Origin of the sequence: Methylobacterium sp. 1030 (assembly GCF_040544715.1) — a bacterium.
In the GTDB taxonomy this organism is placed as follows: domain Bacteria; phylum Pseudomonadota; class Alphaproteobacteria; order Rhizobiales; family Beijerinckiaceae; genus Methylobacterium.
On sequence record NZ_JBEPKM010000031.1, the window covers coordinates 1 to 25,710 of the forward strand.

Consider the following 25,710-nt stretch of genomic DNA (forward strand, 5'->3'; position numbering starts at 1 on the left):
TGGGCGCCTCCCTGGCGCGCCCCGCGCAGGGGGGGCCCCCCCCCCCGGGGGGGGGCCCCGCCGGCGGGGGGGGGGGGGGCGGGGGGGCCCCCCCCCCCCCCCCCCCCCCCCCCCCCCCGGCCCCGATCTCTGCGGAGACGTGTCTTCTCGCATGTTGCTCGAATAGAGATCGAACTTCTCTGTTGCGACGGTGCGGCGAACGTTTTCTTCCTATAGGCTCCGCTGACGACCCCCGGAGCCCGTTCCCGTGAGCCCTGACGCCCCATCCAAGACGGCCCCGACGCCGGCCCGCCCCGAACGGGGTGGCCGGTCGGACACGGCCGCCTCGGTCCTGCCCGGCATCGGCCTGTGCGCGGTGATCACCGCGGTGGCGATGGCCGCGCAGGCGGTAGAGGAGCGGGTCGCCGGTCACCCCTACATCGAGGCCCTGGTCCTGGCGATCCTGATCGGCATCGCGGTGCGGACCGCCTGGACGCCCCCGGCGCAGTTCCGCACCGGCATCGCCTTCTCGGCCAAGCAGCTCCTCGAGGTCGCCGTGGTGCTGCTCGGCGCCTCCCTGAGCCTCGGGGCGATCCTCGCCTCCGGCCCGGCGCTGCTGGCCGGCATCGTCGGGACCGTGGTGCTCGGCATCGCCGCCAGCGTGGCGATCTGCCGGGCGCTCGGGCTGCCGGCCCGGATGGCGATCCTGGTGGCCTGCGGCAACGCCATCTGCGGCAACTCGGCCATCGCCGCGGTGGCACCCGTGATCGGCGCGGAGGCGAAGGACATCGCCGCCGCCATCGCGTTCACCGCCGTCCTCGGCGTGCTGATGGTGCTCGGGCTGCCGCTGTTCGTGCCCCTCGCGGGCATGACCGACAACCAGTACGGGGTGCTGGCGGGGCTCACCGTCTACGCGGTGCCGCAGGTCCTGGCCGCGACCGTCCCGGTGAGCCTGCTGTCGACCCAGGTCGGCACCCTGGTCAAGCTGGTGCGGGTGCTGATGCTCGGCCCGGTCGTGGTGGTGTTCTCGCTGATCGCCCCGCGTCTGCCGCAGGCAGCGGGGGCGCCGCCGGCGCCGTCCCGTCCGGGCTTCACCAAGCTGGTGCCCTGGTTCATCCTCGGCTTCCTGGCGCTGGCCACCCTGCGCTCCCTGGGCCTCGTCCCGGACCCGGCGGTGAAGCCGCTGACCCAGCTCGCCGGCGTGCTCACGGTCCTGTCCATGGCCGCCCTCGGCCTCGGGGTCGACGTCCGGGTCCTGGCCCGGGTCGGCGGCCGGGTCACCCTCGCGGTCACCGCCTCCCTGGCGGTCCTGATCGCCCTCAGCCTGACGCTGATCCGCGCCCTCGGGATCGGGTGACGCCGCGCGCGGTCTTTCCCGCCGCGCGGGCTCCCGACCCGTGTAACAGGCATTCCATCGGCACCTTTGTGCAGGTGACCGGAGCCTTTCGCGCCGGCGATCCGGCCCATCCGCACCGAAAAGCGCTTCGGGTGATCATCCTTCAGTCAAGACCGTCTTGACACATACGCGGTTTTTGCTTTGGAACCGCAGGCATCGTCGTCGAAAGCTTCGTGTGGACTCGCGCAGTGCCTGAAAAGAATCCCGAGAACAGCCTCAGGTTGGTCACGCTGGTGGGCGAGATCGTCGCCGCCTACGTCTCGAACAATTCCGTTCCGCCGACGGCCCTGCCCGAGCTGATGGCGAGCGTGCACGCGGCCCTGGCATCCCTCGACGGGCAGGCGCCGGCGGCCGCGGTCGAGCCGGCCGTGGAGCGGCCGACGCCGGCCCAGATCCGCAAGTCGGTCCAGGAGGACGGGATCGTCAGCTTCATCGACGGCCGGACTTACAAGACCCTGAAGCGCCACCTCACCGCCCACGGCCTGACGCCGGAGCGGTACCGCGAGCGCTACGGTCTGCCGGACGATTACCCGATGACGGCGCCGGGCTACGCCGCGCAGCGCTCCGCGCTGGCGAAGGCGATCGGCCTCGGCGTGCCCGGCGGGCGCGTCGATCAGCGCAGGACGGGCACCGGCGGCTGATCGGCGGCGCGGCGCGGGGCCGCGCGCGGCGCAGTCTCGCTCCGCCGCCCCAGGAACGGCAGCACCTGCGCGGGGGCCGGCTCGGATCGGCTGGGCTCGGCGCGGCCCGGGCGGCCGAACGTGTCGGCCCAGCTCAGTTTGATCACCCGGTTGTCCGCGGCCGCGGGCTCCTCCGCGGGGCGCGGCGCCTTGCGGTTCGCGGCGCCGATCCAGCGCACGATCCGGTGCTCGCGCCCGCGGCGGAGCACCGGCGGCAGATTCGTCTCGCTGCGCTTGCGGTTCTGCCGGATGTCGTCGGTCTTGTCTGAGATCGACACGCTCGATAACCCTGTCCCCGTGCGAGGTGCGGGCGGGGACGGATAGCGGGTGCAGCCGTGGATCCGCCGGGGTGCTCCACCCTCGACAACGGCGCTATCCTACTGAACTTGCAGGATCCGGACAGGGCGGTCCCGTCCAAAAAACTTGTCTCTGCGTCCCAGATTGGCCCGTCCGGGGCCGGAACGGCTCAGGAGGCGCGCGCGCCCGGCACCGCGGCGAGCAGGGTGCGGGTGTAGGCGTGCTCCGGCGCGGCGAACAGGTCCGCGGTGCCCCGCATCTCCACGATGGCGCCGCGGTGCATCACGGCGATCCGGTCGCAGATCGTGGCGGCCACCCGCAGATCGTGGGTGATGAACAGCATCGCCAGCGACAATCTCTGCTTCAGGTCCTCCAGCAGGTCCAGCACCTGCCGCTGAACCGAGACGTCCAGCGCCGAGACCGCCTCGTCGGCCACCAGCACGTCCGGCTCCATCGCGAGCGCTCGGGCGATGCCGATGCGCTGGCGCTGCCCGCCCGAGAAGGCGTTGGGGTAGCGGGCGGCGGCCTTCGGATCGAGACCGACGAGGTCGAGGAGGCTGCGCGCCCGCTCCCGGGCCTCGGCGGCCGAGACCCCGTGGGCGATCGGGCCCGCCGTGATGATCTGCTCGACGGTGCGCCGCGGGTTCAGCGACGCGAACGGGTCCTGGAAGATCATCTGGATCCGGCTGCGCTTGTCGCGCAACGCGCCGCTCCTCAGCGCCGTGTAGTCGAGTTCGCCCAGCCGGACGGTGCCGCCGTCGGGCTCGATCAGGCGGATCGCGAGCCGCGCGGTGGTCGACTTGCCGGAGCCGGATTCGCCCACGATCCCCAGGGTCTCGCCGCGGCGCACGTCGAACGAGACGTCCTTGACCGCCGCCACGACCCGCGGCTTGCCGAACAGGCCGGAGCGCCCGGAATAGGTCTTCGACAGCCGGTTCACCGACAGCGCGACCGGGGCGGCCGCCAGGGGCGGGCGCGGCGGCGGCGTCAGGCTCGGGACGGCGGCGAGCAGCGCCCGGGTGTAGGGCGCCTGCGGGTTCCGCAGCACCGCCTCGGCCGTGCCGGATTCCACGAGCCGCCCGCGCTGGAGCACCGCCACGTGGTCGGCGATCTCCGCCACCACGCCGAAATCGTGGGTGATGAACAGGACGCTCATCCCGCGCTTCCGCTGCAGGTCGCGGATCAGCCGGAGGATCTGGGCCTGGGTGGTGACGTCGAGCGCCGTGGTCGGCTCGTCGGCGACCAGCACCGAGGGCTCCAGCGCCAGCGCCATGGCGATCATCGCCCGCTGCCGCTGGCCGCCGGAGAGCTGGTGCGGGTAGGCCCGCACCGCCTCCTCGGGGTTCGGCAGCCCGACCTCGGCGGCGAGCGCCACCGCCCGGGCCCGGCGCTCGCTCCGGCTGAGCAGGTTGTGCGCCTCGAACATCTCGGCGATCTGGTCGCCGACTCGCATCACCGGGTTCAGGGCCGTCATCGGCTCCTGGAACACCATGGCGATGCGCCGGCCCCGCAGCGCGCGCCACGCCGGCTCGTCGAGGGTCAGGAGGTCCCGGCCCTCGAACAGGATCGCGCCGGCCGTCGGTTTCAGGGCCCGGGGCAGGAGGCCGGTCAGCGCGTAGGCGCTCATCGACTTGCCCGAGCCCGATTCCCCGACGACGCACAGGATCTTCCCGGCCTCGAGGTCGAGGTTCAGGCCCTCGACCGCGTGCGGGCGATCGGCGCCCTTGGGGAGCGCGATCGTCAGATCGCGGATGCGGACGACCGGCTCGCTCATGGTTCAGGCCCTCGCTTCGCGGCGGCGGAGGATGTCGGGTCCGTCTCGGCCCAGATCCCAGAACAGGCCGGCCATGATCGCCAGGCCCTCGCGGGTGCCGGAGGCGAGCATGTGCTCGTCGGGCCCGTGCTGGCGGCAGGCCGGGTAAGAATGCGGTACCCAGAGGGTCGGCAGGCCCAGAATCTCCGAGAAGGCGTCGTTCGGCAGCGAGCCGCCGAGATTGGGCAGCAGCGCCGGCCTTTTTCCGCTGCTCGCCTCGATCGACTGGAGCGCCCACTCGACCCAGGGATCCTCCACGGGCAGCCGCGTCGCCTGGAAGACTTCCGCGGCGCGGGCCGGCCGGACCTCGATCATCGGGAAGCCGTGCGCGTCGAGATGGGCGCGCACGTTCCGGATGAGGTTCTGCCAGTCGGTGCCGACCACGAAGCGCAGCTGCAGGGTCGCCTTGGCGTGGGGCGGCACGGCGTTGAGCGGCCCGTCCGGGTCGCCGGTCTTGAAGGCCAGCACCTCCAGCGTGTTCCAGGCGAAGACCCGCTCGGCCGGGGTGAGGCCCGGCTCGCCCCAGTCGGAATCGATCGTGGGCGCGGTCGGGTCCTCGCCGACGCGGATGTCGGCGAGCGCCGCGCGCACGCCCTCGGGGATCGGCGGCGGCCGCAGGGCGTCCACCAGGATGCTGCCGCGGGCATCGACCATCGAGGCGATCGCCGAGGCCAGCACCGTGCCGGGGTTGCGCAGCAGCCCGCCCCAGTTGCCGGAATGGTGCGGGCCCTCCCGAAGGTTCAGGCTGAGCTCGAAATTGTAGGCGCCGCGGGAGCCCAGGAAGAGGGTCGGCCGCTCGCCGTTGAGGCGGGGGCCGTCCGAGGCGATCAGCACGTCGGAGCGCAGGGCCTCCGCCTGCTCCCGGCAGAACGGCCGCAGGCCCGGGGAGCCCGATTCCTCGCCCATCTCGATCAGGAGCTTGACGTTGAAGCCGAGACGGCCCCCGCGCGCGGCGATCACCTGCTCCAGGGCCGCGAGGTTGAGGACGTGCTGGCCCTTGTTGTCGGCGGTGCCGCGCCCGTACCAGCGGTCGCCCTCGACCACGATCTCCCAGGGGCCGAGCCCTTCGCGCCACTGCTCGGGGTAGCCCCGCACCGTGTCGCCGTGGCCGTAGATCAGCACGGTCGGCAGGTCCGCGCCCTCGCGCCGCTCGGCGATCAGGAACGGTCCGTGGACCCCGTCCGGGTTGGGGAAGATCTTCGGCGCGTCGAAGCCGAGGCGGGCGACGAGCGGCGCGATGAAAGCGTCGAGATAGGCGCGGAGCGCCGCCTCCTGGCCGGGAGCCTGGCTCTCGGTGGGCATCGCCACGGCCTCCCGCAGGAGCGCGAGGAACGCGCCCGAGTCGAAGGCCTCCGTGGCGCGCGCGATGGCGGCGTCTCGCGTCATGGTGTGTTTCCCGTGAAACATTTCGTTAACCTGCCGGCCGGTTCCGGCCTGGCGACGGCGTCAGTGGCGCGCCTCGGGAGCGGTGATGTCGCGCAGGCCATCACCTAAGAGATTGATCGCCAGCACGAGGAGGAGGAGCGCCACGCCCGGGATGGTGATCACCCAGGGCTGGAAGAACATGTACTGCTTGCCCTCGGCGATCATCAGGCCCCAGGAGGGCAGGGGCGGCTGCACGCCGAGCCCGAGGAACGACAGGGCGGCCTCCAGCAGGATCGCGTGGGCCATCTCCAGGGTCGCCACGACGATCAGCGCGTTCATGATGTTGGGCAGGATCTCCTGGCGGATGATCCGCAGGTCCGTGAGCCCCGCGGCGCGGGCGGCCGAGACGAAGTCCTGGTTGCGGATCTGCTGGGTGGCGGCCCGCGTCACCACGGCGAAGCGGTCCCAGAGCAGGAAGCCCAGCACCAGCACCACCACCTTGAGCGAGCCGCCGACCAGCGCCGCCATGGCCAGCGCCACCAGCACCACCGGCATGGCGAGCCGCGTGGTCACGACGTAGCTGACCACCGAATCGACCCAGCCGCCGAAATAGCCGGCGCACAGGCCGAGCGTCGTGCCGATCAGCCCGGAGATCAGCGCCGCCGAGATCCCGATCAGGAGGGAGATCTGGCCGCCGTAGAGCAGGCGGCTCAGGTAGTCGCGGCCGAGCTTGTCGGTGCCGAGCACGTGCTCCCAGGTGCCCTTGGCCTGCCAGACCGGCGGGATCAGGCGGCGGGACACGTCCTGCGCGTAGGGGTCGTGCGGGGCGATGAGCGGGGCGGCGAGCGCCGCCAGCACGATCAGCCCGAGGATCCCGGCCCCGATCAGGAAGCCGGTGTGGCGCAGGCCCCGGCGCAGGATCAGGCGAGTGGGGGAGGGGACCGGCGCCAGCGCGATCGGCGCGTCCGGGGGCAGGGCCGGGGCGGCGAGCGCCGCCGTGTCGGGGGGGAGGCTCATCGGCGGATCCTCACGACTGGCGCAGGCGCGGGTCGAGGAAGGCGTTCAAGAGGTCGGCGGCGAGCGTCAGGCCGATATAGATCATGGCGAGCACCAGCACGATCGCCTGGACGACCGGGAAGTCGTTGCGGGCGATGGATTCCCAGGCGAGCTGCCCGAGCCCCTGGAGCGAGAACACCGCCTCGATCACGATCGAGCCGCCCAGCATGAAGCCGAACTGCACCGCCGAGAGGGCGATCACCGGGATCACGGCGTTGCGCAGCGCGTGCCGCACCAGGATCTTGCGCGGCGGCAGCCCCTTGGCGCGGGCGGTGCGGACGTAGTCGGAGGCCAGCACCTCCAGCATGCCGTTGCGGGTGAGGCGCATCACCGCCGGCATCGCGTAGTAGCCGAGGGCGACCGCCGGCAGGACGAAGTTCTTCCACGTGGCGTTGCCCGAGACCGGCAGCCAGCGGAGGTTGACGGAGAAGATCAGGATCAGCGTCAGGCCGAACCAGAAGCTCGGCATCGCCTGGCCGAGCACCGAGACGGCGAGCGCCGTCCGGTCGATCCACGTGTCCCGCTTCACGGCGGCGACGACGCCCAGCGGGATCGCCACGAACAGGGCCACGGCGAGCGCGATGATGCCGAGATAGAGGGTGATCGGCAGGCGGGCGGCGAGCAGGTCGATCACGCTCTCGCGGAAATAGAAGGAGTTGCCGAAATCGAGGTGCAGGGCCCGCCAGCCCCAGGTGAGGAACTGGGTCAGCAGCGGCTGGTCCAGCCCGTAATCCTGGCGGATCTGGGCGATCTGCGGGCCGGTGGCCTCGGGGCCGGCGATCGCGGTCGCGAGGTCGCCCGAGAGGTGGAGGAGCAGGAAGCTCGCCACCGAGACCGTGAGGGCCACCGCCAGGGCGACCAGCACGCGCCGGAACGTGAAGGCCAGCATGGGTTCAGGCTCCTTCCTGGCGATGCAGATCGCGCCGGATCAGGACGAAGCGTCCTCTCCTCCCCCGGCGATCCCGGGCTTGCCCGGGATCGCTCAAGCTTGTGGGGAGGAGCCGGAGGTGGGGGTGGCGCAGAATCGAGCGGTGCGGTGCCGTCTGCGCCACCCCCACCCCTGACCCCTCCCCGCAAGGGGGAGGGGAAAGGCGTCGCGCCTTCGCGGCCATCCTCACTTCCACGACGCCGCGTAGAAGCGCGGCACCTCGTCGGGCTGGGCCGTGAAGGTCAGGTCCGACGTGAAGGCGTAGTTGGTCGAGTAGGAGAACATCGGCAGGGCGTAGGCCTGCGCGGCGATCCGCTGGAGCGCCTTGGCGTAGGCGGCCTTGCGCTTCTCGGGATCCATGGAGCTGTCGCCCTCCTGCAGGTCGGCGATCACCTGCGGATCCTTGGTCAGGTCCTCCTCGCCGCCGCGGAAATACACCCCGTCGAAGGCCGAGACGTCGAGCACCGAGAACGACCCCCAGGTCTGGTAGCCGATCGAGGTCTTGCCGGCCCGCAGCGCGTCGCGGAACGCCGCGTAGCGCAGGTAGTTGAGCCGCGCCTTGATGCCGACGGCGCCGAGATAGCCGATCACCGCCTCGGCGTAGTCGCGCTCGCGATAGGCGCCGAGGTCGATCTCGAACCCGTTCGGGTAGCCGGCTTCCTTGAGCAGCGCCTTGGCCTTGGCGGGGTCGTAGGCGTAGCGCGGCACGCCCTGGTCGGTGCAGCCGAACTGGTCGACGAAGCACAGCGCGTTCATCACCCGCGAGGCGCCGCGCACGAGGTTGTCGACCATCGCCTTGCGGTCGATGGCGTAGGAGATCGCCTGCCGGACGCGCACGTCCTTGAGCGGCGAGTTCTCCTTCGCCCGGCCCAGCGTGTCGAACTGCAGGAACCCGACCCGCATCGTCTCGGAATTGAGGACCGTGATGTTGGGCGCGGCGCGCAACTGCTCGGCTTGGTCGCTCGGCACCCGCCAGATCCAGTCGACGCCGCCGGTCATCAGCTCGGCCATCCGGCTCTCGCCGTCCGGGATGACGCGGAACTGCAGCTTGCCGATCTTCGGCTTACCCAGAGGGCTCTCGGCCCAGTACTTGTCGAACCGCTCCATGGAGACGCCGCGGCCGCTGTCGACCTTGGTGATCCGGTACGGGCCGCTGCCGACCGGCGCCTTGGCGAAACCGTCGAGGCCGACCTTCTTGAAGTAGTTGGCCGGGAAGATCGGGGTCGGGCCGGCGAGGTATTCCAGCGCCGCCGGGAACGGGGCCTTCAGGTGGATGCGCACGCTGTGCGGGCCGGTCACCTCCACCGACTTCATCCAGTCGACGTTCTGGCGGGTGACCGTGCGCGCTTCGGGGGTCAGCACGTAGTTGAACGTGAAGGCCACGTCCTCCGGCCCGAGCGGGTCGCCGTTGTGGAAGACCACGCCCTCGCGGATCGTGAGGTCGAGGGTCGTGTCGTCCGCCCATTTCCAAGCGGTCGCCAGGAACGGCTTGTAGGTGCCGTCCTTGGGATCCCGGTACAGCAGCGTGTCCCAGCAGTTCCGGGCCAGGATCACGCCCTCGCGGGCGCTGTTGTGATACGGGCTGACGTTCTCGGGCTCGCTGTCCGACGCGTAGACCAATGTGTCGTTGGCCTTGCCGGCCAGCGCCGGGTGGGCGGCGATCAGGGTCGCGAACGAGGCGGCCAGGGTGGCGGCTCGGGTGAGGGTCCGTAGCGGCATGCAGGCTCCGACGGCGCGGCGGACAGGCCCGGCGGACGGTTCCGCGGCTGCCGCGTTTTTCACCCTGCCATGGTGTTGTGCATCTGGGATCGCAACAAGTAGAATTTAGCGAGTGCTGCGTTGCCATATCGGCAATGTGCACGGCACCATACAGCGCATCGAGCACGATAATGCAGAGTACGGGCCTGCGCTACTTCCTGGCCGTGGCCCGCACCGGGTCGATCGCGGCCGCCTCGTCCCAGCTCAACGTCGCGGCCTCGGCGATCAGCCGGCAGATCGCCAACCTGGAGGCCGAGCTCGACTGCGTGCTGTTCGAGCGCCGCCCGCGCGGCATGGTGCCGAGCCCGGCCGGTGAGCTGCTGGCGCAGCACGCCCATCAGGTGCTGATCCGCTCCGAGCAGGTGGTCACCGAGATCCGGGAGCTGGAAGGGCTCGCCCGCGGGCTGATCCGGGTCGCCTGCTCGGAGGGCTTCTCCCTCGACATCGTGCCGAACGCGATCGCGGCCTTCCACGCGGCCCATCCCGGCATCCGCTTCGAGGTCACGGTCCAGCCCCCGGCCCAGGTCACCCAGACGGTGTCGGTGGGGGATGCCGATCTCGGGATCACCTTCGCGCTGACACCCACCGCGCAGGTCGAGGTGCTCTACGACGGGCAGGTCGACATGCTGGCGCTGGCCGCGCCCGACCATCCCCTCGCGCGGGCGCCGGCCCTGCGCCTCGTCGACCTGCTGGAGTATCCCGTCGCCCTGCCGACCCGGGACACGACCCTGCGGCAGGTCTTCGACGCCGCCTGCGCGCACGAGGGCATCGCGGTGGAGCCGGTGCTGACCTCCAACACGCTCTCGGCGCTGCTGCCCTTCGTGCGGCGCTCCCGCGGCATCGCCCTGATGTCGGCGCTGTCGGTGCAGACGCCCCTGCGGCTCAACGAGCTTGTCAGCCTGCCGATCCAGTCCCGGACGAGCCTCGCCCGGGGCGTGAAGATCCAGGCGATGCGCGACCGGCGGCTGCCGAAGGCGGTGCGGGCATTCCTGCGCCAGCTGCTCGACGCGCTGCCACCGCCGCGCTCGCCGTGACCCTCGACGCGCTCGGCCCGCGGCTCTGCATCCTGGGGCCGTCGAACAGCGGTAAGTCCACCCTGGCGGTCGCCATCGCGCGGGCGCGCGGCCTGCCGCCGGTCCACCTCGACCGGCTGTATCACCAGCCGGGCACCGACTGGGACCCGCGGCCCTTCGCGGAGTTCCAGGCCCTGCACGACGCGGCGATCCGCGAGCCGCGCTGGGTCATGGACGGCACCTATGCCCGATGCCTGCCGCAGCGTCTGGAGCGGGCGACGGGCGTGATCCTCCTCGACGTCCCGACCGCCACCGGCCTGATCCGCTACCTGCGCCGGTCATGGTTCGTGCGCGAGCGGCTCGGCGCCCTCGACGGCGGCCGGGACAGCGTGAAATGGGCGATGATCCGCCACATCGCCGTTACCGAGCGCGAGAACCGGGCGCGCGAGGCGGCCCTGTTCGACCGCGTCGCCCTGCCCAAGATCCGGCTCGCCGCGGGGGCCGGCCTGGCCGGCTTCTACCGCGCGGAGGGACTGAGCCGGTGACCGGGCCCGCTCAAGCGCCGCCGCGGGACGCAGCGACGGTGCAACTGTGGTCCATCACGTCCTCGGCGCTGGCGCTCGGCGCCCGGTATGCCAGCAGGATGTAGCCCGGCTCGGGATCGCCCGGGGGCGTGGCGAGCGCCGCGAAGCTCGTCCGGTGCAGGTCCGGCCGGGCGCCCGGCAGGGTGTGCAGGGCCGCGAACGGGTTGAACTGCGCGGCCTCCGCCTCCGGCACGCGCAGGGCGTAGTACCGGTCGCCGGCCAGCGGCACCGGGAAGCGGCTCCAGGTGTGGCGCACCTGCCGGCCGTGCGCCCGGACGGCCTTGAGCACGCTCGGCTTCAGGCAGTCGAGGTGGATGTGGAGCTGGTCCTGGCTGCGGCCCCGGGCCGAGTTGACCGCGAGCCCGACCTCCGCGGGGGTGAGCTTCCCCTTCAGCACGTCCGACACGAGCGGCCGCGCCGCCAGGGCCGCCCGCCAGTAGGCGGCACCGCGCGGTCCCCGCAGGACCGGCGCCTCCAGGCCCGGCACGGTGTCGGTGGGCATGACGACGCTGTGGGTCGGCTCGCCGGGCGCGCGCAGGACCGCCGAGCCGGGACGGTCACCGTCCCCGAGATCGACCGACAGGCACGGGAAGGTCCGGTTGGCGAGCCGCTTGGCGAGCACGCAGGTCTTCAGGGCGGCCCACAGCACGTCGCGGCTCGGGTCCGGCGCGGCTTCGGCCGGTGCCGCTGCGGCCGACAGGGCCGCCACGAGGGCCACGACGAGGAGGGCGGCGGGCGGCGGGCGGCGCATGGGGTCTCTCACTGGGGCCGGCGCGTCCGGCCCGGCCTCACCGCGATAGCCGATCCGGGGCCGTGCCGGCAAAGGATCCGCGAGCCCTGACGCCGTGCCGGGAAACCCGCTATGCCGGCGGTCGCCGAGTCCCCGCAGAACGCCCGCCGGAATGCCGCGATGACGCCCACTCCCACGCCCACTCCCACGCCCACTCCCACGCTCACCCCCGACATCGCCGCGCGCTTCGCCGCCGTCGCCCTCGGCCATGTCGGCCGCGAATATCCGAACAAGCCGGGCCACGTCCTGGCCGGGCCGGCGGATGCCCGCACCCCCGCGGCCCTGCACCCGGCCTTTCACGGCAGCTACGACTGGCATTCCTGCGTCCACGGTACGTGGCTGCTGGCGCGGGTGCTGCGGCTGTTCCCGGACGGCCCGCAGGCCCCGGCGATCCGCGCCCGGCTCGACGCGCAGCTGACTCCCGCGACGGTGGCGGGGGAATGCGCCTACTTCGCCGCCCCGACCGCCCGGGGCTTCGAGCGGCCCTACGGCTGGGGCTGGCTGCTGAAGCTCGCCGACGCGCTCGCCGCGCTCCCCGAGCGCCGCTGGTCCGAGGCCCTGGCGCCGCTGGCCGCGGTGATCGTCCGGCGCTTCGCGGAGTTCCTGCCGGTGGCGTCCTACCCGGTGCGGGTCGGGACCCATTTCAACACCGCCTTCGCGCTGCGCCTGGCGGCCGATTACGCGGAGGGCGCGGGGGATGCCGGGCTGACCACTCTGCTGCACGACACCGCCGTCGGCTGGTACGGGGAGGACGCGGATTGCCCGGCCTGGGGCGAGCCCGGCGGCGACGACTTCCTCTCCTCGGCGCTGATCGAGGCGGAGTGCATGCGCCGGCTGCTGCCGCCCGCCCGCTTCGCGCCCTGGTTCGACCGGTTCCTGCCCGGTCTCGCGGCGTCCCGACCCGCGACCCTGTTCCGCCCCGCGGGCGTGACCGACTGCTCCGACGGGAAGATCGCCCATCTCGACGGGCTGAACCTCAGCCGCGCGTGGTGCTTCCGCGCGCTCGCCGCGTCCCTCGGCCCGGACGATCCCCGCCGGCCGCCGCTCCGCGCGGCCGCGGAGGCGCACCTCGCGGCCGGGCTCCCGCACGTCACCGGCGACTACATGGGCGAGCACTGGCTCGCGACCTTCGCGCTGCTGGCCCTCGAGGCCGGTGCCGAGACCGGTGCCGGGACCGTTGCTCTGGGCGAGGCCCAGGACGGCGGGAAGTAAATCTGAGAGATTCTTGAGAGCTGTCCGTCGCGGGCCATGTCGACGACTGCCCGGCGACTGACCGACGACAACAAAAAAAGGACCGCCCTCAGGAGAACGGTCCGGAAGTCTAGGGAGGAAACGCCCACGAGGGGCTGCAAGACAGCGACGCCGTCGCTGTCTTGCCTGCCGTCAACCCGACAGGGACGGCCTTGTTCCTGGCTCCGGCCCGCCGCGCGGCAGGGCCCGCCCGCCCGGGACCGCCGTGAGGCCGGCGGGGCGGCGCGGCTCGCCGGGGCCGAACTCGGCGCGGTAGGTCCGCTCCAGCGTCATGAGCCCCCGCAGGGGACCTTCGGCCAGATCGAGGAGCCGCGCGTCGCGCCAGCGCAGGGTGCGGCCGAGGCGGCGCCGGAACCAGCGCCCGCGCTCCTCCTCGACGAGCAGGACCAGCTTGCCGGTCCAGGTCCGGCGGAACCAGAAACGTCCGGTCAGCGTCATGGCGGTCGAGGCCCCGGTGGTGGATGGGGATAGACTACATCCGGATCTCGTCTGCGGGAAGATTTCCGGATGATGCGCCGATGAATTCTGGCGAAGACTGTTAATCGGAAGCGGGTTCCGGCCGTGCGCGGGCGTCCGGCTGCCCGCCCCGCCGCGCCGCCTCGGAGAGGACCTGGGCGAGCTGCTCGGCCGAGTAGGGCTTGCGCAGGAGGGCGAAACCGTGGGCGTCGTCCTCGGCCAGGACGTGGCTGTAGCCCGAGGTCAGCACCACCGGCAGGTCGGGGCGGCGGGTCCGGAGCTGCCGGGCGAGGGCGAAGCCGCCCATCCCCGGCATGACCACGTCGGAGAAGACCGCGTCGAACCGGTCCGGCGCCCGGTCGAGTTCGGCCAGCGCCTCCTCGGCGGATTTCGCCCAGACCGGCGCGTGGCCCAGATCCTCCAGGATCTGGGTGCAGAAGCGCCCGACCCCGAGATTGTCCTCCACGACGAGGATGCACAGGCCCCGCCGCGGCTCCGCCTCCGGGCGGGCCTCGCGGTCGGCCTCGGACGCCGCGGCGGGCGCGGCGACCTGCGGCAGGTAGAGCGAGAAGGTCGTGCCGTGGCCGAGCGCGCTCGCCACGTCGATGTCGCCGCCCGACTGCTTGGCGAAGCCGATGACCTGGCTGAGGCCGAGGCCGGTGCCCTTGCCGACCTCCTTTGTTGTGAAGAACGGCTCGAAGATCCGTCCCAGATCCGCGTCCGGGATGCCGGCGCCGGTATCGGAGACCCGCACGGCCACGAACGGTCCCTTCGCGCCGGCATGCCCGCGGATCGGCGGCATCGGGCTATCGCCCTCCAGCCGCAGGGTCAGGTTGCCTTCCCCGTCCATGGCGTCGCGGGCGTTGACCGCCATGTTGATCAGCGCGGTCTCGAACTGGCTCTGGTCGGCGCGCACGTAGCGGGGCGTCGCCGGCAGGTCGATGGCCACGCGGATGCGCGCGCCGGTGACCGAATCGAGCATGTCGGCGATGCTGCGCAGGCGCGCGCCGATGTCGAACACCTGGGGTTTCAGCGCCTGGCGCCGGGCGAAGGCGAGGAGCTGGCCGGTGAGCCTGGCCGCGCGGTCGACGGTGTCGGAGACGGCGTCGAGGTAGCGGCGCCGGCGCGTCTCGGCCAGGTCCGGCCGGCGCAGGAACTCCACGGACGACCGGATGATGGTCAGGAGGTTGTTGAAGTCGTGCGCCACCCCGCCGGTGAGCTGGCCGATGGCCTCGAGCTTCTGCGACTGGCGCAGCGCCTCCTCGGCCTGGCGCTGCTCGGTGATGTCGCGCCCGAAGCCGTAGAACAGCCCGTCCTCCGGAACGACGGTCCAGAGCACCCGCCGCCGGTCGCCGGCGCGGGTCAGGCAGGCCAGTTCGATATCCTCGACCCGGCTGTCCGCGCAGAGCGGGCGCAGCGCCGCCTCGGCCGCCGCGCGCTCGGTGGGGGCGAGGAAGTCCAGGGCCGGCCGGCCGACCGTCTCGGCCTCCGACCAGCCCAGCGCCCGGCTCCACGAGGGGTTCACCGACTGGACCCGCCCGGTCCGGTCCGAGACGAGCTTCAGCACCGGCGACAGCGTCCAGACCCGGTCGCGGTCGCGGGTCTGGGCGGCGACCTGCGCCTCCAGGTGCTCTGCCCGGGACTGGAGCAGGACCTCGTTCCGCTTCCGCTCGGAGACGTCGTGGGCGAAGACGTAGAACCCGTCGACGCGTCCGTCCGGGCCGCGGCGCGGGAGGTAGCGGGTGTCGGCGATCCGGGCCTGGCCGTTCGGGAAGGTCCAGGCCCATTCCTCGCGGACCTCCTGACCGGCGAGCGCCCGCTCGATGCCGGCGCGCCGGGCCTCGAACGCGCCGGGGCCGAGGAGGTCGCCGACGGTCCGCCCGACGACGGCGTCGGGCGCCTGGCCGGTCCAGGTCTCGTAGGCGGCGTTCGCGAACCGGTAGGTCAGGTCGCGGTCGATGAAGGCGATCAGGACCGGCATCGCGTCCGCGACCAGCCGGAGTTCCGCCTCCCGGGCCCGGAGCGCGTTCTCGCTCCGGCGGCGCTCGGTGATGTCGTTGAACAGGATCGCGACGCGGTTCCGCGCCGGCCCGTCCACCCGGTAGGCGTGCACGTCGTACCAGCGGCCCAGCGCCGCGGCGGCCTGCTCGAATCGGACCGGCTCGCCGGTCAGGGCGACCCGGCCGTAGAGGTCGAACCAGTGCTGCTCGAGGTCGGGGGCGAGGTCCCGCATCCGGCGGCCCACCGGGGCCCGCAGGCCGGTCTGCCGCTCGAAGGCGGGGTTGACCTCCAGGAAGCGGTAGTCGACGGGCCGGTCGCCGTCGGCGAACTCCACCTCGATCAGGCAGAAGCCGGCATCGATGAAGGTGAACAGCGAGCGGTAGCGCTCCTCGTTCCGGCGCAGGGCCGCCTCGGCGTTCCGGGATTCCAGCTGCGTCATCACCGTCCGGGCGAGCGCCTTCAGGATGAAGAGCTGCTGGTCGGTCAGCGTGCGCGGGACGCGGTCGAGGACGCAGAGCGTCCCGATGGCCCAGCCGTCCGGCGTCACCAGGGGCACGCCGGCGTAGAAGCGCAGGTGCGGGTCGCCGGTCACGAGGGGGTTGGCGGCGCTCTCCGGCTCCGCGGTCAGGTCGGGCAGCACGAGGGCGCCGTCCGCGCGCATGGCCTCGGTGCAGAAGCCGAACGCGAGCGGCATCGCCCGCGCGGCGTGGCCGAACGCGGCCTTGATCCACTGCCGGTCGGCGTCGACGAAGTTGATGTGGGCCATCGGCGTGCCGCAGGCCTGGGCGGCCATCTCGGCGATCTCGTCGAACGCGCGCTCGGGCGGCGTGTCGAGGATCGCGTAGGCGCGCAGGGCGGCGAGCCGCTGGGGATGCTGGGGCTCGAAACCCGACGGTCGGGATACTGTCTCGTTCGGCGACACGGAGCCGTCATAGCTCAAGCTTTCGCTTCCCCCTAGTGAAACTCTGCATCGCGCGTCCGGCGGCGGGACCAGGGCAAGCATTCCGCGATCGTTCAATACTAGACAGTCCCGCCGGATCATCGGTGGGGGTGCGATTTCACGCGCGCCGTTCAAGTCTTGCTGGTCCGGCCGACCGGGCTTCGGGCGCCCGCCGGGATCTCTTCCTGCCTCGCCCGTCGCGGGCCCCGCGAAGAGCTCGGGCGGGCCCCGCGCGGCGGCTGTGGATCGGATCGCCGCGGCCGGGAGCCCGCGGGGCCGGTGCGGCGTTGCCGGCTCACGAGGGATGGGTTCGGATCAGGCATGGCCAAGCGCAGGACGAAGGCGGGCGCCCGACAGGGGCTGGAGGACGCGCCGCTGATGCCCACCGGCGCCCTGGCGGTGGCGCTCCTGGCCTTCGCCGAGGGGCCCGGGCCGGTGGTGCACGTCGCCCGGGACGCCCGCCGCCTCGAGGACCTCGCCGCGACCCTGCAGGCACTCGATCCCGACGCGCGGGTCGCGGTCTATCCCGAGTGGGACTGCCTGCCCTTCGACCACGCCTCGCCGTCGCGGGCCACGATGGGTGCCCGGGCCGCCGTGATGCGCTGGCTGACCGACCGGGACGCGCTGCCGGACTTCGTGCTGACGACCGCCCCCGCCCTCGTGCAGCGCGTGCCGCCGCCGGAGACCTGGGCGTCGGCCCGCGTGACCCTGCGGGTCGGCAATCCCCTCGACGTCGAGGCCGCGACCGCAGACCTCAAGCGCCTCGGCTACATCCTCGACGAGCGGGTCGACGAGCCCGGCGAGATCGCCGTCCGCGGGCGCACCGTGGAGGTGTTCCCCGCCGCCGCGCCGCTTCCCTGCCGGATCGAGCACGCGGCGGGCCGCGTCACCGCGATCCGCTCCTACGACCCGATCTCGCAGCGCTCGGTGGCGGAGGCCGACGAACTCGTCATCGACCCGGCCACCGAGATCGTCCTGGAGCCCGGCTCCGGCCAGAGCTTCGAGCCGTTCACCGGCCAGGAGCACCGCCTGGACCGCTACTACCCGCGCCTCGTCACGCTCCTCGACTACGTGCCCGAAGCGCGCCTCGCGGTCGAGGACGGCACGCAGGCCCGGATCGACGCCTTCTTCGAGCAGATGGACGAGGCCCGGGGCCGGCTGAAGACCCGCGACGCGCCGGCGGGGCCCGGCACCGGCCTCTACCTGACGCCGGAGGCGTGGCGCGCCGTTGTGGCGGATCGCGGCCGGCTCGCCGCCACCGATGCGGCCGGCGAACCCCGCGCCATGCCGCGCTTCGCCGGGGAGCGCCGGCCCGGCACGGCCTTCGCCAAGGTCCTGCGCGCCCGTCTGAAGGCCGGCGACGTCGTCGTGCTCGCCGGCTCGGTCCGGCCGCTCCGACGCCTCGTGCGCCAGGCGGGCAAGATCGCCGAGCGCCCGATCCGCCTGATCGACGCCTGGGCCGACGTCGCCGAGGCGGCGCCCGGCGACGTCCTCGCCCTGGAGGCCCCGCTGGCGGCCGGCTTCCGGGTGCCCGAGCAGGGCGCCACCGTGATCGCGGCGGCCGACCTGTTCGGCCCGGAGGCCGCCGTGACCGGGGCCGCCCGTGCGATCCTGCCGATGGGCGAGGTCGACCTGCGCCCCGGCGACGTGGCGGTCGACCGGGACCACGGCCTGTGCGTGTTCGAGGGGCTGGAGCCGGTCTCCGCGCCGGGTGCCGCGCAGGACGGGGAGCCCTCCGAGGCCCTGCGCCTGCGCTTCGCCGGCGACGCGATCCTGATGGTGCCGGTCACGCAGGCCGACCGGATCTGGCGCTACGGGTCGGAGCCCGACGCCGTCACCCTGGACAAGCTCGACGGCGGCACGTGGCCGCGGCGCCGCCTGGAGGCCGAGGCCACCATGGCGCGGACCGCCCGCCTGATGCTGGAGGCCGCCCGGGCCCGCCGGGAGACCGAGGCGCCGGTCCTGGCGCCGCCGGCCCGCGAGATGGAGCGGTTCGCCGCCGGCTTCGGCTTCGCGCCGACCCCCGATCAGGCGGCGGCGGTCGACGCGCTGATGGCCGACCTCGCCTCCGGCCGGCCGATGGACCGCTTGGTCTGCGGCGATGTCGGCTTCGGCAAGACCGAGGTGGCGCTCCGGGCCCTCGCGGCCGCGATCTTCTTCGGCCGGCAGGCGGCGCTGATCGCCCCCACCACCGTGCTGGCGCGCCAGCACGCCGAGACGCTGCGCCGCCGCTTCGGCCGGTTCGGCGTCGAGGTGGCGCAGCTCTCGCGCCTCGTGGCGCCGGCCGAGGCCAAGCGCGTCAAGGCGGGGCTCGCCGACGGCTCGATCCGGCTGGTGGTCGGCACCCACGCGCTCGCCGGCAGCGGGGTGGCGTTCGCGGATCTCGGCCTAACCGTGATCGACGAGGAGCAGCGCTTCGGCGCGAAGATGAAGGCCGACCTGCGCCGCCTCGCGGATGGCGGCCACGTGCTGACGCTCACCGCGACGCCGATCCCCCGCACCCTCCAGGCGGCCCTCGTCGGCCTCCAGAGTCTCAGCGTGCTCGCCACGCCGCCGGCTCTGCGCCAGCCGGTCCGGACCGTGGTGGCGCCCTTCGACGCCGAGGCGGTCCGCGAGGCCCTCGTCCGCGAGCACCGCCGGGGCGGCCAGAGCTTCGTGGTCTGCCCGCGGATCGAGGACATCGGCCCAATGGCCGAGCGCCTGCGCGCCCTCGTGCCGGGCCTCGACATCCTGGTGGCGCACGGGGACCTCAAGCCCTCCGCCATGGACGAGGTCATGGTCCGGTTCGCGGAGGGCGACGGCGACGTCCTGCTCGCCACCGCGATCGTGGAGAGCGGCCTCGACGTGCCGCGGGCCAACACCATGCTGGTCTGGGAGGCCGCCCGGTTCGGGCTGGCGCAGCTCCACCAGCTCCGGGGCCGCGTCGGCCGCGGCCAGCGCCGCGGCACCGTCCACCTGCTCAGCGACCCGGCCGCGCCCCCGCCGGCGGCGGCGCTGCAGCGCCTGCGCGCCCTGGAGGCCCTCGACCGCCTCGGCGCCGGCTTCGCGGTCAGCGCCCGGGACCTCGACCTGCGCGGCGCCGGCGACCTCGTCGGCGAGGATCAGGCGGGGCACGCCAAGCTCGTCGGGCTCGGCCTCTACCAGCACCTGCTGCAGCTGGCGCTCACCGCCGCCAAGGGCGAGCGCGCCGAGGACTGGAGCCCCGAGATCGAGCTCGGCCTGCCGAGCCGGATCCCCGAGGACTACGTTCCGGAGCCCGAGATCCGCCTCAGCCTCTACACGCGCCTGCTGCGCCTCCGCGAGCCCGAAGCGATCGAGGCACTCGCCGGCGAGGTCGAGGACCGGTTCGGCGCAGCCCCCGCGCCGGTGCTCGCGCTGTTCGACCTCGCGCGGCTGCGCGCGTCCTGCTGCGCGCTGGGCGTCGCCCGGCTCCGGGGCGGGCCGCAGGGCGTCGCGGCCGACCTGCGGCCCGACCGGCCGCTGACCGCGATGGCCGCCGAGGCGGGGATCGCGCTGCGCGACGGGCGGGTGGTGTGGAAGCGGCCCTGCCCGGATTCCGCCGCCTGCGCGGCGCTCGCGACCGACCTCTTGGAGCGGATCCGCGCCGCCCGGGAACGTGAGGCCTGAGCAAAGGCCTGAGCGCGCCAGTCGAGCGTGATGCCGATCTGCGGTTGATCTTGCATCGACCGCTTCAAACCGTCACAGGCTGTCGCGCCAACAACGCGAAGGGGAGTGACCCATGCACGTGACGATCGAGCAGGCCGAGAAGGCGATCGCGGCCGCCCGCGCCAAGGCCGTGGAGCTCGGCACCCAGATGTGCATCGCGGTGGTCGATTCCGGCGGGAACCTCAAGGCGTTCCACCGCATGGACGATGCCTGGGTCGGGTCGATCGACATCGCCCAGAAGAAGGCCAAGACCTCGGTGTTCTTCGGCATGATGACCGGCCAGATCGGCCAGCTGTCGCAGCCGGGCGGGCCGCTCTACGGGATCGAGCACTCCAACGACGGGCTGATCACCTTCCCGGGCGGGATCCCGATCGTCGACGCCGACGGCGTCATGTCGGGCGCCATCGGGGTCAGCGGCTCGACGGTCGAGAACGACCACACCGTCGCGGAGGCCGGCGCCAAGGCCATCGGCCGGACCGAGCTGCCGGCCCATCCCTGGCGGACCTGAGCCGCCGGGGCTATTCCCGAGAGCTCTTCCCAGGGCCTCTTCCCGGGGCGCGCGTCAGGGGTCGCGCCGCGCCAGCGCGCGGCCGATCCCGTGGAGCAGCATCCCCGAGACCGAGCGGAGATAGGGGTCGCCGTGGCGCTCCAGCGCCGCGTGGATCTGGATGCCGTGGTCGGCCGCGGTGTTCAGGTCCGCCCCGTCGGTGGTGCCGTGCGTGACGCCGTTCATAGGGCTGTTCACGGCTCCGTTCATGGCCCCGGACTGGATCCCGTGCCGGTAGAGGTCCGTGACGTCGATGTAGGCGCCGCGCCCGCGCAGCAGGCCGTCCGAATCGGGCGTTAGGCAGCCGCGGTTGAGGATCCAGCGGATCTCGCCCGCCCCGGTCACGACGCGGAACTCGAGGGAGACCGGGCCGCCGGTCTGGCGGACGTGGCGGATCCGGCCGAACACCCAGTCCCGGTCGGCCGGGTGGATCCGGCCGAGGGCCGCGTCCAGCGGCAGCGGCGTCCCGGCGAGCCCCGGATCCCCCGCCATCAGCGAGGCCGCGCCCGAATCCAGCATCGACCGGCCGGCCCGGACATCCGTGTCCCAGATCCCGATGAATCCGGCGGCCTGCAGGGCCGAGGCTGTCGTGGAAGCCAGCACCATGGAATCCCCTCCGAACTGGCTACAATCGACGATTGTACGATGGCGGACAGACTAATCCGCAACACATGCTGTCCGCGAGCCCGAAGTCCAGTATCGGCTGCGCGAACGGCTTTTGACACGGCGTCGCGGCCCCCCGCCACCGGGTTGCATTGCGGATGATCAAGACTTCGGTTCCGGACAATCCCGTTCTCGACAATGCGGGGCCGCTCCGGTGCGGCGCAAAGACCGGATTCACAGCGCCGCCGCGCGGACAGTTCGATCACAAATGATCGGTAGACGCCGCGATCCGGCGGAAATCCGCACTTCGGCCCGTGGATCGCTCCACCGCCGGGCGCCGTCGGGCGCCGCCGGCCCGCGAAGCCCGTGGCTCGCGCCGGGCCCGCCCTGGTGCGGGTTGCCGCTGCGCCGTAACCTGCACCTTCCGGTAGGCATCCCGCCGGGAGGCCAGCAGCAGAGACGCCATGGACCGCACGGTGAACCGCACCAACCTCCCGCTCTCGCGGGAGCGGCTCTGGGACAGCCTGATGGAGCTCGCCCGGATCGGCGCGCTGCCCAACGGCGGCAACGACCGGCAGGCCCTGACCGACCGCGACGCCGAGGGGCGCGCCCTGTTCCAGCGCTGGGGCGAGGCGGCGGGGCTGACGCTCACCGTGGACCGGGTCGGCACCATGGTCTTCCACCGGCCCGGGCGCGATCCGGGCCGGAAGCCGGTCGCCGTCGGCAGCCACCTCGACACCCAGCCCACCGGGGGCAAGTTCGACGGGCCGCTGGGCGTCCTCGCCGGGCTGGAGATCATGCGCGCCCTGCAGGAGGCCGGGATCGAGACCGAGGCGCCGCTCCTGCTGATCAACTGGTGCAACGAGGAGGGCGCGCGCTTCGCGCCGCCGATGAGCGGCAGCGGCGTCGCCATGGGCATCGTCCCGGAGGCCGACATCCTGGCGACCCGGGACCTCGCGGGCCACGCCTTCGGCGACGAGCTGCGGCGCATCGGCTGGCAGGGCGCGGCGGACCCGGCCGCCCTGCGGGAGATCGGCGCCTATTTCGAGCTCCACATCGAGCAGGGCAAGCGCCTGGAGGAGGCCGGGCTCACCGTCGGGGTGGTCGACCGGGCGCTCGCCCAGATCTGGTACGAGATCACCGTGCTGGGCGAGGAGGCCCATGCCGGCAGCCCCATGGCGGGCCGGCGCGACGCGATGATGGCCGCGGCGGCGCTGATCGCGTCGCTCGAGGGCATCGCGGAGGCGGCGGTCGGCGCCGGCGGCGAGCGCGGCCGCGCCACCGTCGGCGTGCTGCGGGCGGAGCCGGCGAGCCGCAACATCACGCCCGGCCGGGTCTGGTTCAGCCTCGACACCCGCCACGGCGACACCGCGCAGCTGGAGGCGATGGGGGCGCGGATCCGGGCCCGGGCCGACGCCCTGGCGGCGGAGCGCGGCGTCACCGTCCAGGTCGCGGAGTTCTGGCGCGCCCCCCCGACCCCGTTCGACCCGGTCCTGGTGGACCGCGTCCAGGCGGCGGCCGAGGCGCGGGGCCATGCCTGGACGCGGATGCCGACCGCGATCTACCACGACGCCGTCTACTGCGCCCGCGCGGTGCCGGCGGCCCTGGTGTTCTGCCCCTGCCACGGCGGGATCAGCCACAACGAGGCCGAGAGCATCACGCCGGCCTGGGCCGGGGCCGGCCTGGAGGTTCTGGCCGACGCCGTGCTGGCGACGGCGGGCCTCGCCGGCCCCCGGACCGGGCCGGAATGAGCCGCGCCGCCGGCCGCGCACGAACGGAGACCGGGTTCCCGCATGTCCGACGACAACGTCATCCGCCCCGCCTTCGGCGTCCCCCGCAACCCGGCGCCGGAGCCCGATCCGGCCCAGGCGCCCCTGCGCGTCTTCGGCACGGGGGCCGGCCACCGGGTCGGCCTGATCCACGACCCGTCGGCGGTCGAGGGCGACGTCATCCGCATCGTGGTCGGGCCCGAGGACGAGCCGGGGGTCGAGACCGTGGCGCTGCTCCCCGCCGACGCGGAGGCCGAGGCCGAGCGGATCGGCTTCGCCATCCTGCGGGCGCTGGAGGTGGTCGAGGGCGCGGTCTGAGCCGCGCGCTGGATTCGCCGGCTGAACCGCGGCCTGCGCCGCGGTCTGGACCGCGGAGCGGGCGGTGCGCGTTCTCGGAAAGCGGGAGCGGCCGGCGCGAACGGTCGCCGGATCGCCGGGAGGGACGGATGACGGGCGCTCGGATCAGCAGCACGGAGATCGCGATCCCCGCGCGGGCCGGACTGGTCTGGTCCGTGTTAACGGACCTCGATTCCTACCCGGCCTGGAACCCGTACATCCGCAAGGCCGAGGGCCGCCTGCGCGAGGGCGCGCGCTGGCGCCTGGAGCGGACCCTGAACGGCCGCGCCTACCGGGCGCGCCAAGTGACGGTGACCTGCTGGGAGCCCGGCCGGCGGCTCACGTGGCGCGGCGGCATCCCGACGCCGCCCCTGCTCATCGGCGAGCACGAGATCCGGATCACCGAGACCGCCGACGGCGTCCGCCTCGTCCAGGCCGAGACCGTCGCGGGCCTGCTCGCCCCCGGCCTGTTCCCGTGGCTGCGGACGCGCATGCAGGCCCGGTTCGCCGCGATGAACGAGGCCCTGCGCGAGGAGGTCGCGCGCCGGCTGGCCGAGAACGCCTGAGGGCCGGTCTCGGCCGTTCCGGACCGCTCCGGGCCGACGCGGTCAGGCGACCGGCTTCGGCTTGACGATCGGCGAGCGGGTCAGGCTCTCGATCGCGCGCCCCGGCCGCCCGGCCTTGCGGGCGATCTCCTCCTCCTGCTCGGCGATGAGCTGCCGGGCAGGCTCGTCGCCGTCGAGGCCGCCGAGGATCTCGGCCGGCACGCGCCGGTTCGAGGCCCGGGACCCGTCCGCGAAGACGATATCGAACAGAACGGAGCCCCGCTCCTGCGGTCTCGACTTGATGCGCTTGGCCATAGGTGCTGATACGCCGCCGGAATCGGTCGCGGCAAGGCGCGGTGCCGGGCGGGGGTGCGCGGCGCGCACGGACGGGCCCGCGCGCCGCCCCGCTCCCGCCGCGATCCCTCCGCCGCCCGCATGACAGGGCGCCGGCAAACGAGGACGCGCGCGTGATACCCTGGGTTCATCTCGATACCGGATCCGTGCCCGGCGGCGGCACCGACCTGCGCCTGATGCGGCGCGGCGACGAGTTCGCCATCATGGCCGACACGATCGAGCTGATGAACAACCGGCGCAGCGGCTCGGAAGTGGCGCTCGCGGCGATGACCTGCGCGCGGCTCCAGGACCGGCCCCGCGCCCGGGTCCTGATCGGCGGCCTCGGCATGGGCTTCACCCTGCGGGCGGCGCTCGAGGGCCTCGGGCCGCAGGCGCAGGTGGTGGTCGCCGAGCTGGTGCCCGCCGTGGTCGCCTGGGCCCGGGGGCCGCTCGCCCACGTCTTCGCCGGCTGCCTGGACGATCCGCGGGTCGACCTGCAGGAGGCCGACGTCAACCGCCTGATCCAGGCCGGACCGGAGCGCTACGACGCGATCCTGCTCGACGTCGACAACGGCCCGGAGGGGCTGATGCGCAAGGCGAACGACCGGCTCTACGACAATTGGGGGCTGAAGCGCGCCCGCTGGGCCCTGCGGCCGGGCGGTATCCTGGGCGTCTGGTCGGGCGCCCCGGACCGGAAGTTCAAGAGCCGCCTGCAGCGCTCCGGCTTCGCGGTCGACGAGCAGCGCGTCCACGCGAGCGGCCGGGGCAGCGGCCCGAAGCACGTGGTCTGGCTCGGGACCCGGACCGAGGGGCGGGTCGAGGGCCCGGGTCAGAGCGACGGGAGGCCGGGCGACGACCGGGCGGCGGGCGGCCCGAGACCGCGCGGACCGGCCCAGGGCCGGCGCCGGCCGGGACGCTAGGGCGGCTTCAGCGCGGGCTGCGGCGGTCCGGAGGACGGGGCTGCCGCGCACGGTCGCACCCCCTGTCCCGGCGCCGGACGCCTCCGCACATTCCCGGCATGGGTGCGACGGGCGGGCATCTCTACACGGTCGAGGTCAGGCCGAGCCGGCATGATCCCGGTCACTTCACCTGGGCGATCCGCGACCGCGGCAAGCTGGTCCGGGGGTCGTACCGCCCGCACACCTCCGAGCACGCGGCGCGCGCCGTCGCGGAAGCCGAGGTCGAGCGCCTGATCGGCCAGGACGGCCGGTCCGGCGGCGCCTAGACCCGCCGCGCGGGGCGATTTCAGGTCCGCCCGAAGAGCATCGCGTCCCAAGATCCCGGCCCGCTCGTGGGCCGGCGCGGCGCCATGCGAAACTCGCATGGGTGTGCAGTCTGACCCGGGTACATATGCATGCCTCCGCGGCGCTCGATCCATTGCATGCCGCAATGCGGTATCCTATCTTTGCACTGCGGGATGGCGATGGCGTCGCGATCCCGCTGCCCTTCTTGGGCGTTTCCTCCCTAGACTTCGGGCCGCTCCTTCGGGAGTGGCCTTTTTTCTTTCCGCCGGCCGACCCGCCGCGCGGACCGCGCCCCGACGTCTCGACCGCGCGGAACCCGGAGCTTGGCGGTACGTTTTTCCGCCATGGAACACTATCGCT

Annotated in this window: 23 protein-coding genes; 12 read left to right on the plus strand and 11 right to left on the minus strand. The window is 73.3% G+C overall.

The annotated features are described in order from the left end of the window. Positions 1 to 247 precede the first annotated feature (247 nt). Both ABIC30_RS29275 and ABIC30_RS29280 read left to right on the plus strand, forming a co-directional pair. On the plus strand, positions 248 to 1,336 hold the full coding sequence (locus ABIC30_RS29275) for a YeiH family protein (RefSeq protein WP_020093975.1): 1,089 nt from the start codon (positions 248 to 250) through the stop codon (positions 1,334 to 1,336). Positions 1,337 to 1,563: 227 nt separating this feature from the next. Next, entirely contained in the window at positions 1,564 to 2,016 is a 453-nt protein-coding gene (locus tag ABIC30_RS29280) for a Ros/MucR family transcriptional regulator (protein ID WP_026605051.1), read from the plus strand. On the opposite strand, the gene ABIC30_RS29285 is transcribed toward ABIC30_RS29280, so the two are convergent. The 6 genes from ABIC30_RS29285 to ABIC30_RS29310 all read right to left on the minus strand — a co-directional run bounded on the left by ABIC30_RS29285 (position 1,989) and on the right by ABIC30_RS29310 (position 9,233). Beyond that, positions 1,989 to 2,333, minus strand: coding sequence for a hypothetical protein (locus ABIC30_RS29285; RefSeq protein ID WP_020093973.1), 345 nt, complete (start codon positions 2,331 to 2,333; stop codon positions 1,989 to 1,991). The genes ABIC30_RS29280 and ABIC30_RS29285 overlap by 28 nt on opposite strands. A 188-nt stretch (positions 2,334 to 2,521) precedes the next feature. Next, positions 2,522 to 4,126, minus strand: a complete 1,605-nt coding sequence (locus tag ABIC30_RS29290; RefSeq protein ID WP_020093972.1) for a dipeptide ABC transporter ATP-binding protein — start codon at positions 4,124 to 4,126, stop codon at positions 2,522 to 2,524. A 3-nt stretch (positions 4,127 to 4,129) separates the two neighbouring features. Beyond that, positions 4,130 to 5,551: a M20 family metallopeptidase gene (locus tag ABIC30_RS29295; protein ID WP_354456543.1), complete on the minus strand. Its 1,422-nt coding sequence runs from the start codon at positions 5,549 to 5,551 to the stop codon at positions 4,130 to 4,132. Positions 5,552 to 5,611: 60 nt separating this feature from the next. Continuing rightward, the gene (locus ABIC30_RS29300; RefSeq protein ID WP_020093970.1) at positions 5,612 to 6,547 is read right to left on the minus strand and encodes an ABC transporter permease; all 936 of its coding nucleotides are present in this window, start codon (positions 6,545 to 6,547) and stop codon (positions 5,612 to 5,614) included. Between the two features lie 10 nt (positions 6,548 to 6,557). After that, a complete protein-coding gene (locus ABIC30_RS29305; protein ID WP_020093969.1) occupies positions 6,558 to 7,475 on the minus strand; it encodes an ABC transporter permease in 918 nt (305 codons plus the stop codon). A gap of 225 nt (positions 7,476 to 7,700) precedes the next feature. Next, on the minus strand, positions 7,701 to 9,233 hold the full coding sequence (locus ABIC30_RS29310; RefSeq protein WP_020093968.1) for an ABC transporter substrate-binding protein: 1,533 nt from the start codon (positions 9,231 to 9,233) through the stop codon (positions 7,701 to 7,703). Positions 9,234 to 9,403: 170 nt separating this feature from the next. On the opposite strand from ABIC30_RS29310, the gene ABIC30_RS29315 reads away from it, so the two are divergent. Together ABIC30_RS29315 and ABIC30_RS29320 are read left to right on the plus strand one after the other, a co-directional pair. Next, on the plus strand, positions 9,404 to 10,306 hold the full coding sequence (locus tag ABIC30_RS29315; RefSeq protein ID WP_020093967.1) for a LysR family transcriptional regulator: 903 nt from the start codon (positions 9,404 to 9,406) through the stop codon (positions 10,304 to 10,306). After that, positions 10,303 to 10,830: a P-loop NTPase family protein gene (locus ABIC30_RS29320; RefSeq protein ID WP_020093966.1), complete on the plus strand. Its 528-nt coding sequence runs from the start codon at positions 10,303 to 10,305 to the stop codon at positions 10,828 to 10,830. The genes ABIC30_RS29315 and ABIC30_RS29320 overlap by 4 nt, the downstream gene beginning before the upstream one ends. A gap of 10 nt (positions 10,831 to 10,840) precedes the next feature. Here the strand turns inward: ABIC30_RS29320 and ABIC30_RS29325 are convergent, their stop codons facing one another. Further along, a complete protein-coding gene (locus ABIC30_RS29325) occupies positions 10,841 to 11,620 on the minus strand; it encodes a CDP-diacylglycerol diphosphatase (RefSeq protein WP_020093965.1) in 780 nt (259 codons plus the stop codon). A gap of 159 nt (positions 11,621 to 11,779) precedes the next feature. On the opposite strand from ABIC30_RS29325, the gene ABIC30_RS29330 reads away from it, so the two are divergent. Next, the gene (locus tag ABIC30_RS29330) at positions 11,780 to 12,871 is read left to right on the plus strand and encodes a DUF2891 domain-containing protein (protein ID WP_051123759.1); all 1,092 of its coding nucleotides are present in this window, start codon (positions 11,780 to 11,782) and stop codon (positions 12,869 to 12,871) included. 171 nt (positions 12,872 to 13,042) lie between these two features. On the opposite strand, the gene ABIC30_RS29335 is transcribed toward ABIC30_RS29330, so the two are convergent. Both ABIC30_RS29335 and ABIC30_RS29340 read right to left on the minus strand, forming a co-directional pair. Then, entirely contained in the window at positions 13,043 to 13,348 is a 306-nt protein-coding gene (locus ABIC30_RS29335) for a hypothetical protein (protein ID WP_020093963.1), read from the minus strand. Positions 13,349 to 13,448: 100 nt separating this feature from the next. Continuing rightward, positions 13,449 to 16,307: a PAS domain-containing protein gene (locus ABIC30_RS29340; protein ID WP_205833908.1), complete on the minus strand. Its 2,859-nt coding sequence runs from the start codon at positions 16,305 to 16,307 to the stop codon at positions 13,449 to 13,451. Positions 16,308 to 16,628: 321 nt separating this feature from the next. On the opposite strand from ABIC30_RS29340, the gene ABIC30_RS29345 reads away from it, so the two are divergent. Both ABIC30_RS29345 and ABIC30_RS29350 read left to right on the plus strand, forming a co-directional pair. After that, positions 16,629 to 19,934, plus strand: a complete 3,306-nt coding sequence (locus ABIC30_RS29345; protein WP_354456544.1) for a DEAD/DEAH box helicase — start codon at positions 16,629 to 16,631, stop codon at positions 19,932 to 19,934. A gap of 112 nt (positions 19,935 to 20,046) precedes the next feature. Continuing rightward, positions 20,047 to 20,481 carry a GlcG/HbpS family heme-binding protein gene (locus ABIC30_RS29350; RefSeq protein WP_020093960.1) on the plus strand — a complete coding sequence of 145 codons (435 nt, stop codon included), beginning with the start codon at positions 20,047 to 20,049 and terminating at the stop codon, positions 20,479 to 20,481. Positions 20,482 to 20,535: 54 nt separating this feature from the next. Here the strand turns inward: ABIC30_RS29350 and ABIC30_RS29355 are convergent, their stop codons facing one another. Then, complete coding sequence (locus tag ABIC30_RS29355) at positions 20,536 to 21,126, minus strand: PAS domain-containing protein (protein WP_020093959.1); 591 nt, start codon at positions 21,124 to 21,126, stop codon at positions 20,536 to 20,538. 461 nt (positions 21,127 to 21,587) lie between these two features. On the opposite strand from ABIC30_RS29355, the gene ABIC30_RS29360 reads away from it, so the two are divergent. The 3 genes from ABIC30_RS29360 to ABIC30_RS29370 all read left to right on the plus strand — a co-directional run bounded on the left by ABIC30_RS29360 (position 21,588) and on the right by ABIC30_RS29370 (position 23,794). After that, positions 21,588 to 22,874 carry a Zn-dependent hydrolase gene (locus tag ABIC30_RS29360; protein WP_020093958.1) on the plus strand — a complete coding sequence of 429 codons (1,287 nt, stop codon included), beginning with the start codon at positions 21,588 to 21,590 and terminating at the stop codon, positions 22,872 to 22,874. 42 nt (positions 22,875 to 22,916) lie between these two features. Next, positions 22,917 to 23,210, plus strand: coding sequence for a hypothetical protein (locus ABIC30_RS29365; protein WP_020093957.1), 294 nt, complete (start codon positions 22,917 to 22,919; stop codon positions 23,208 to 23,210). Between the two features lie 128 nt (positions 23,211 to 23,338). Next, the gene (locus tag ABIC30_RS29370; protein ID WP_020093956.1) at positions 23,339 to 23,794 is read left to right on the plus strand and encodes an SRPBCC domain-containing protein; all 456 of its coding nucleotides are present in this window, start codon (positions 23,339 to 23,341) and stop codon (positions 23,792 to 23,794) included. A 42-nt stretch (positions 23,795 to 23,836) separates the two neighbouring features. Here ABIC30_RS29370 and ABIC30_RS29375 read toward each other — a convergent pair whose 3' ends face one another. After that, positions 23,837 to 24,088, minus strand: a complete 252-nt coding sequence (locus ABIC30_RS29375; protein ID WP_020093955.1) for a hypothetical protein — start codon at positions 24,086 to 24,088, stop codon at positions 23,837 to 23,839. A 152-nt stretch (positions 24,089 to 24,240) separates the two neighbouring features. Between ABIC30_RS29375 and ABIC30_RS29380 the strand changes: the two genes are divergently transcribed. Next, positions 24,241 to 25,026: a spermidine synthase gene (locus ABIC30_RS29380; RefSeq protein ID WP_026605050.1), complete on the plus strand. Its 786-nt coding sequence runs from the start codon at positions 24,241 to 24,243 to the stop codon at positions 25,024 to 25,026. A 98-nt stretch (positions 25,027 to 25,124) separates the two neighbouring features. After that, entirely contained in the window at positions 25,125 to 25,331 is a 207-nt protein-coding gene (locus ABIC30_RS29385; RefSeq protein WP_042670101.1) for a hypothetical protein, read from the plus strand. Positions 25,332 to 25,710: the final 379 nt, after the last annotated feature.

What these genes read in the sequence shown, in the direction of transcription:
- ABIC30_RS29360 (WP_020093958.1), top strand. Translation starts at nt 21,588, where the DNA reads ATGGACCGCACGGTGAACCGCACCAACCTCCCGCTCTCGCGGGAGCGG.
- ABIC30_RS29305 (WP_020093969.1), bottom strand. Translation starts at nt 7,475, where the DNA reads ATGCTGGCCTTCACGTTCCGGCGCGTGCTGGTCGCCCTGGCGGTGGCC.
- ABIC30_RS29375 (WP_020093955.1), bottom strand. Translation starts at nt 24,088, where the DNA reads ATGGCCAAGCGCATCAAGTCGAGACCGCAGGAGCGGGGCTCCGTTCTG.
- ABIC30_RS29290 (WP_020093972.1), bottom strand. Translation starts at nt 4,126, where the DNA reads ATGAGCGAGCCGGTCGTCCGCATCCGCGATCTGACGATCGCGCTCCCC.
- ABIC30_RS29355 (WP_020093959.1), bottom strand. Translation starts at nt 21,126, where the DNA reads ATGGTGCTGGCTTCCACGACAGCCTCGGCCCTGCAGGCCGCCGGATTC.
- ABIC30_RS29315 (WP_020093967.1), top strand. Translation starts at nt 9,404, where the DNA reads ATGCAGAGTACGGGCCTGCGCTACTTCCTGGCCGTGGCCCGCACCGGG.
- ABIC30_RS29295 (WP_354456543.1), bottom strand. Translation starts at nt 5,551, where the DNA reads ATGACGCGAGACGCCGCCATCGCGCGCGCCACGGAGGCCTTCGACTCG.
- ABIC30_RS29385 (WP_042670101.1), top strand. Translation starts at nt 25,125, where the DNA reads ATGGGTGCGACGGGCGGGCATCTCTACACGGTCGAGGTCAGGCCGAGC.
- ABIC30_RS29325 (WP_020093965.1), bottom strand. Translation starts at nt 11,620, where the DNA reads ATGCGCCGCCCGCCGCCCGCCGCCCTCCTCGTCGTGGCCCTCGTGGCG.
- ABIC30_RS29310 (WP_020093968.1), bottom strand. Translation starts at nt 9,233, where the DNA reads ATGCCGCTACGGACCCTCACCCGAGCCGCCACCCTGGCCGCCTCGTTC.
- ABIC30_RS29350 (WP_020093960.1), top strand. Translation starts at nt 20,047, where the DNA reads ATGCACGTGACGATCGAGCAGGCCGAGAAGGCGATCGCGGCCGCCCGC.
- ABIC30_RS29335 (WP_020093963.1), bottom strand. Translation starts at nt 13,348, where the DNA reads ATGACGCTGACCGGACGTTTCTGGTTCCGCCGGACCTGGACCGGCAAG.
- ABIC30_RS29330 (WP_051123759.1), top strand. Translation starts at nt 11,780, where the DNA reads ATGACGCCCACTCCCACGCCCACTCCCACGCCCACTCCCACGCTCACC.
- ABIC30_RS29345 (WP_354456544.1), top strand. Translation starts at nt 16,629, where the DNA reads ATGGCCAAGCGCAGGACGAAGGCGGGCGCCCGACAGGGGCTGGAGGAC.
- ABIC30_RS29365 (WP_020093957.1), top strand. Translation starts at nt 22,917, where the DNA reads ATGTCCGACGACAACGTCATCCGCCCCGCCTTCGGCGTCCCCCGCAAC.
- ABIC30_RS29300 (WP_020093970.1), bottom strand. Translation starts at nt 6,547, where the DNA reads ATGAGCCTCCCCCCCGACACGGCGGCGCTCGCCGCCCCGGCCCTGCCC.
- ABIC30_RS29370 (WP_020093956.1), top strand. Translation starts at nt 23,339, where the DNA reads ATGACGGGCGCTCGGATCAGCAGCACGGAGATCGCGATCCCCGCGCGG.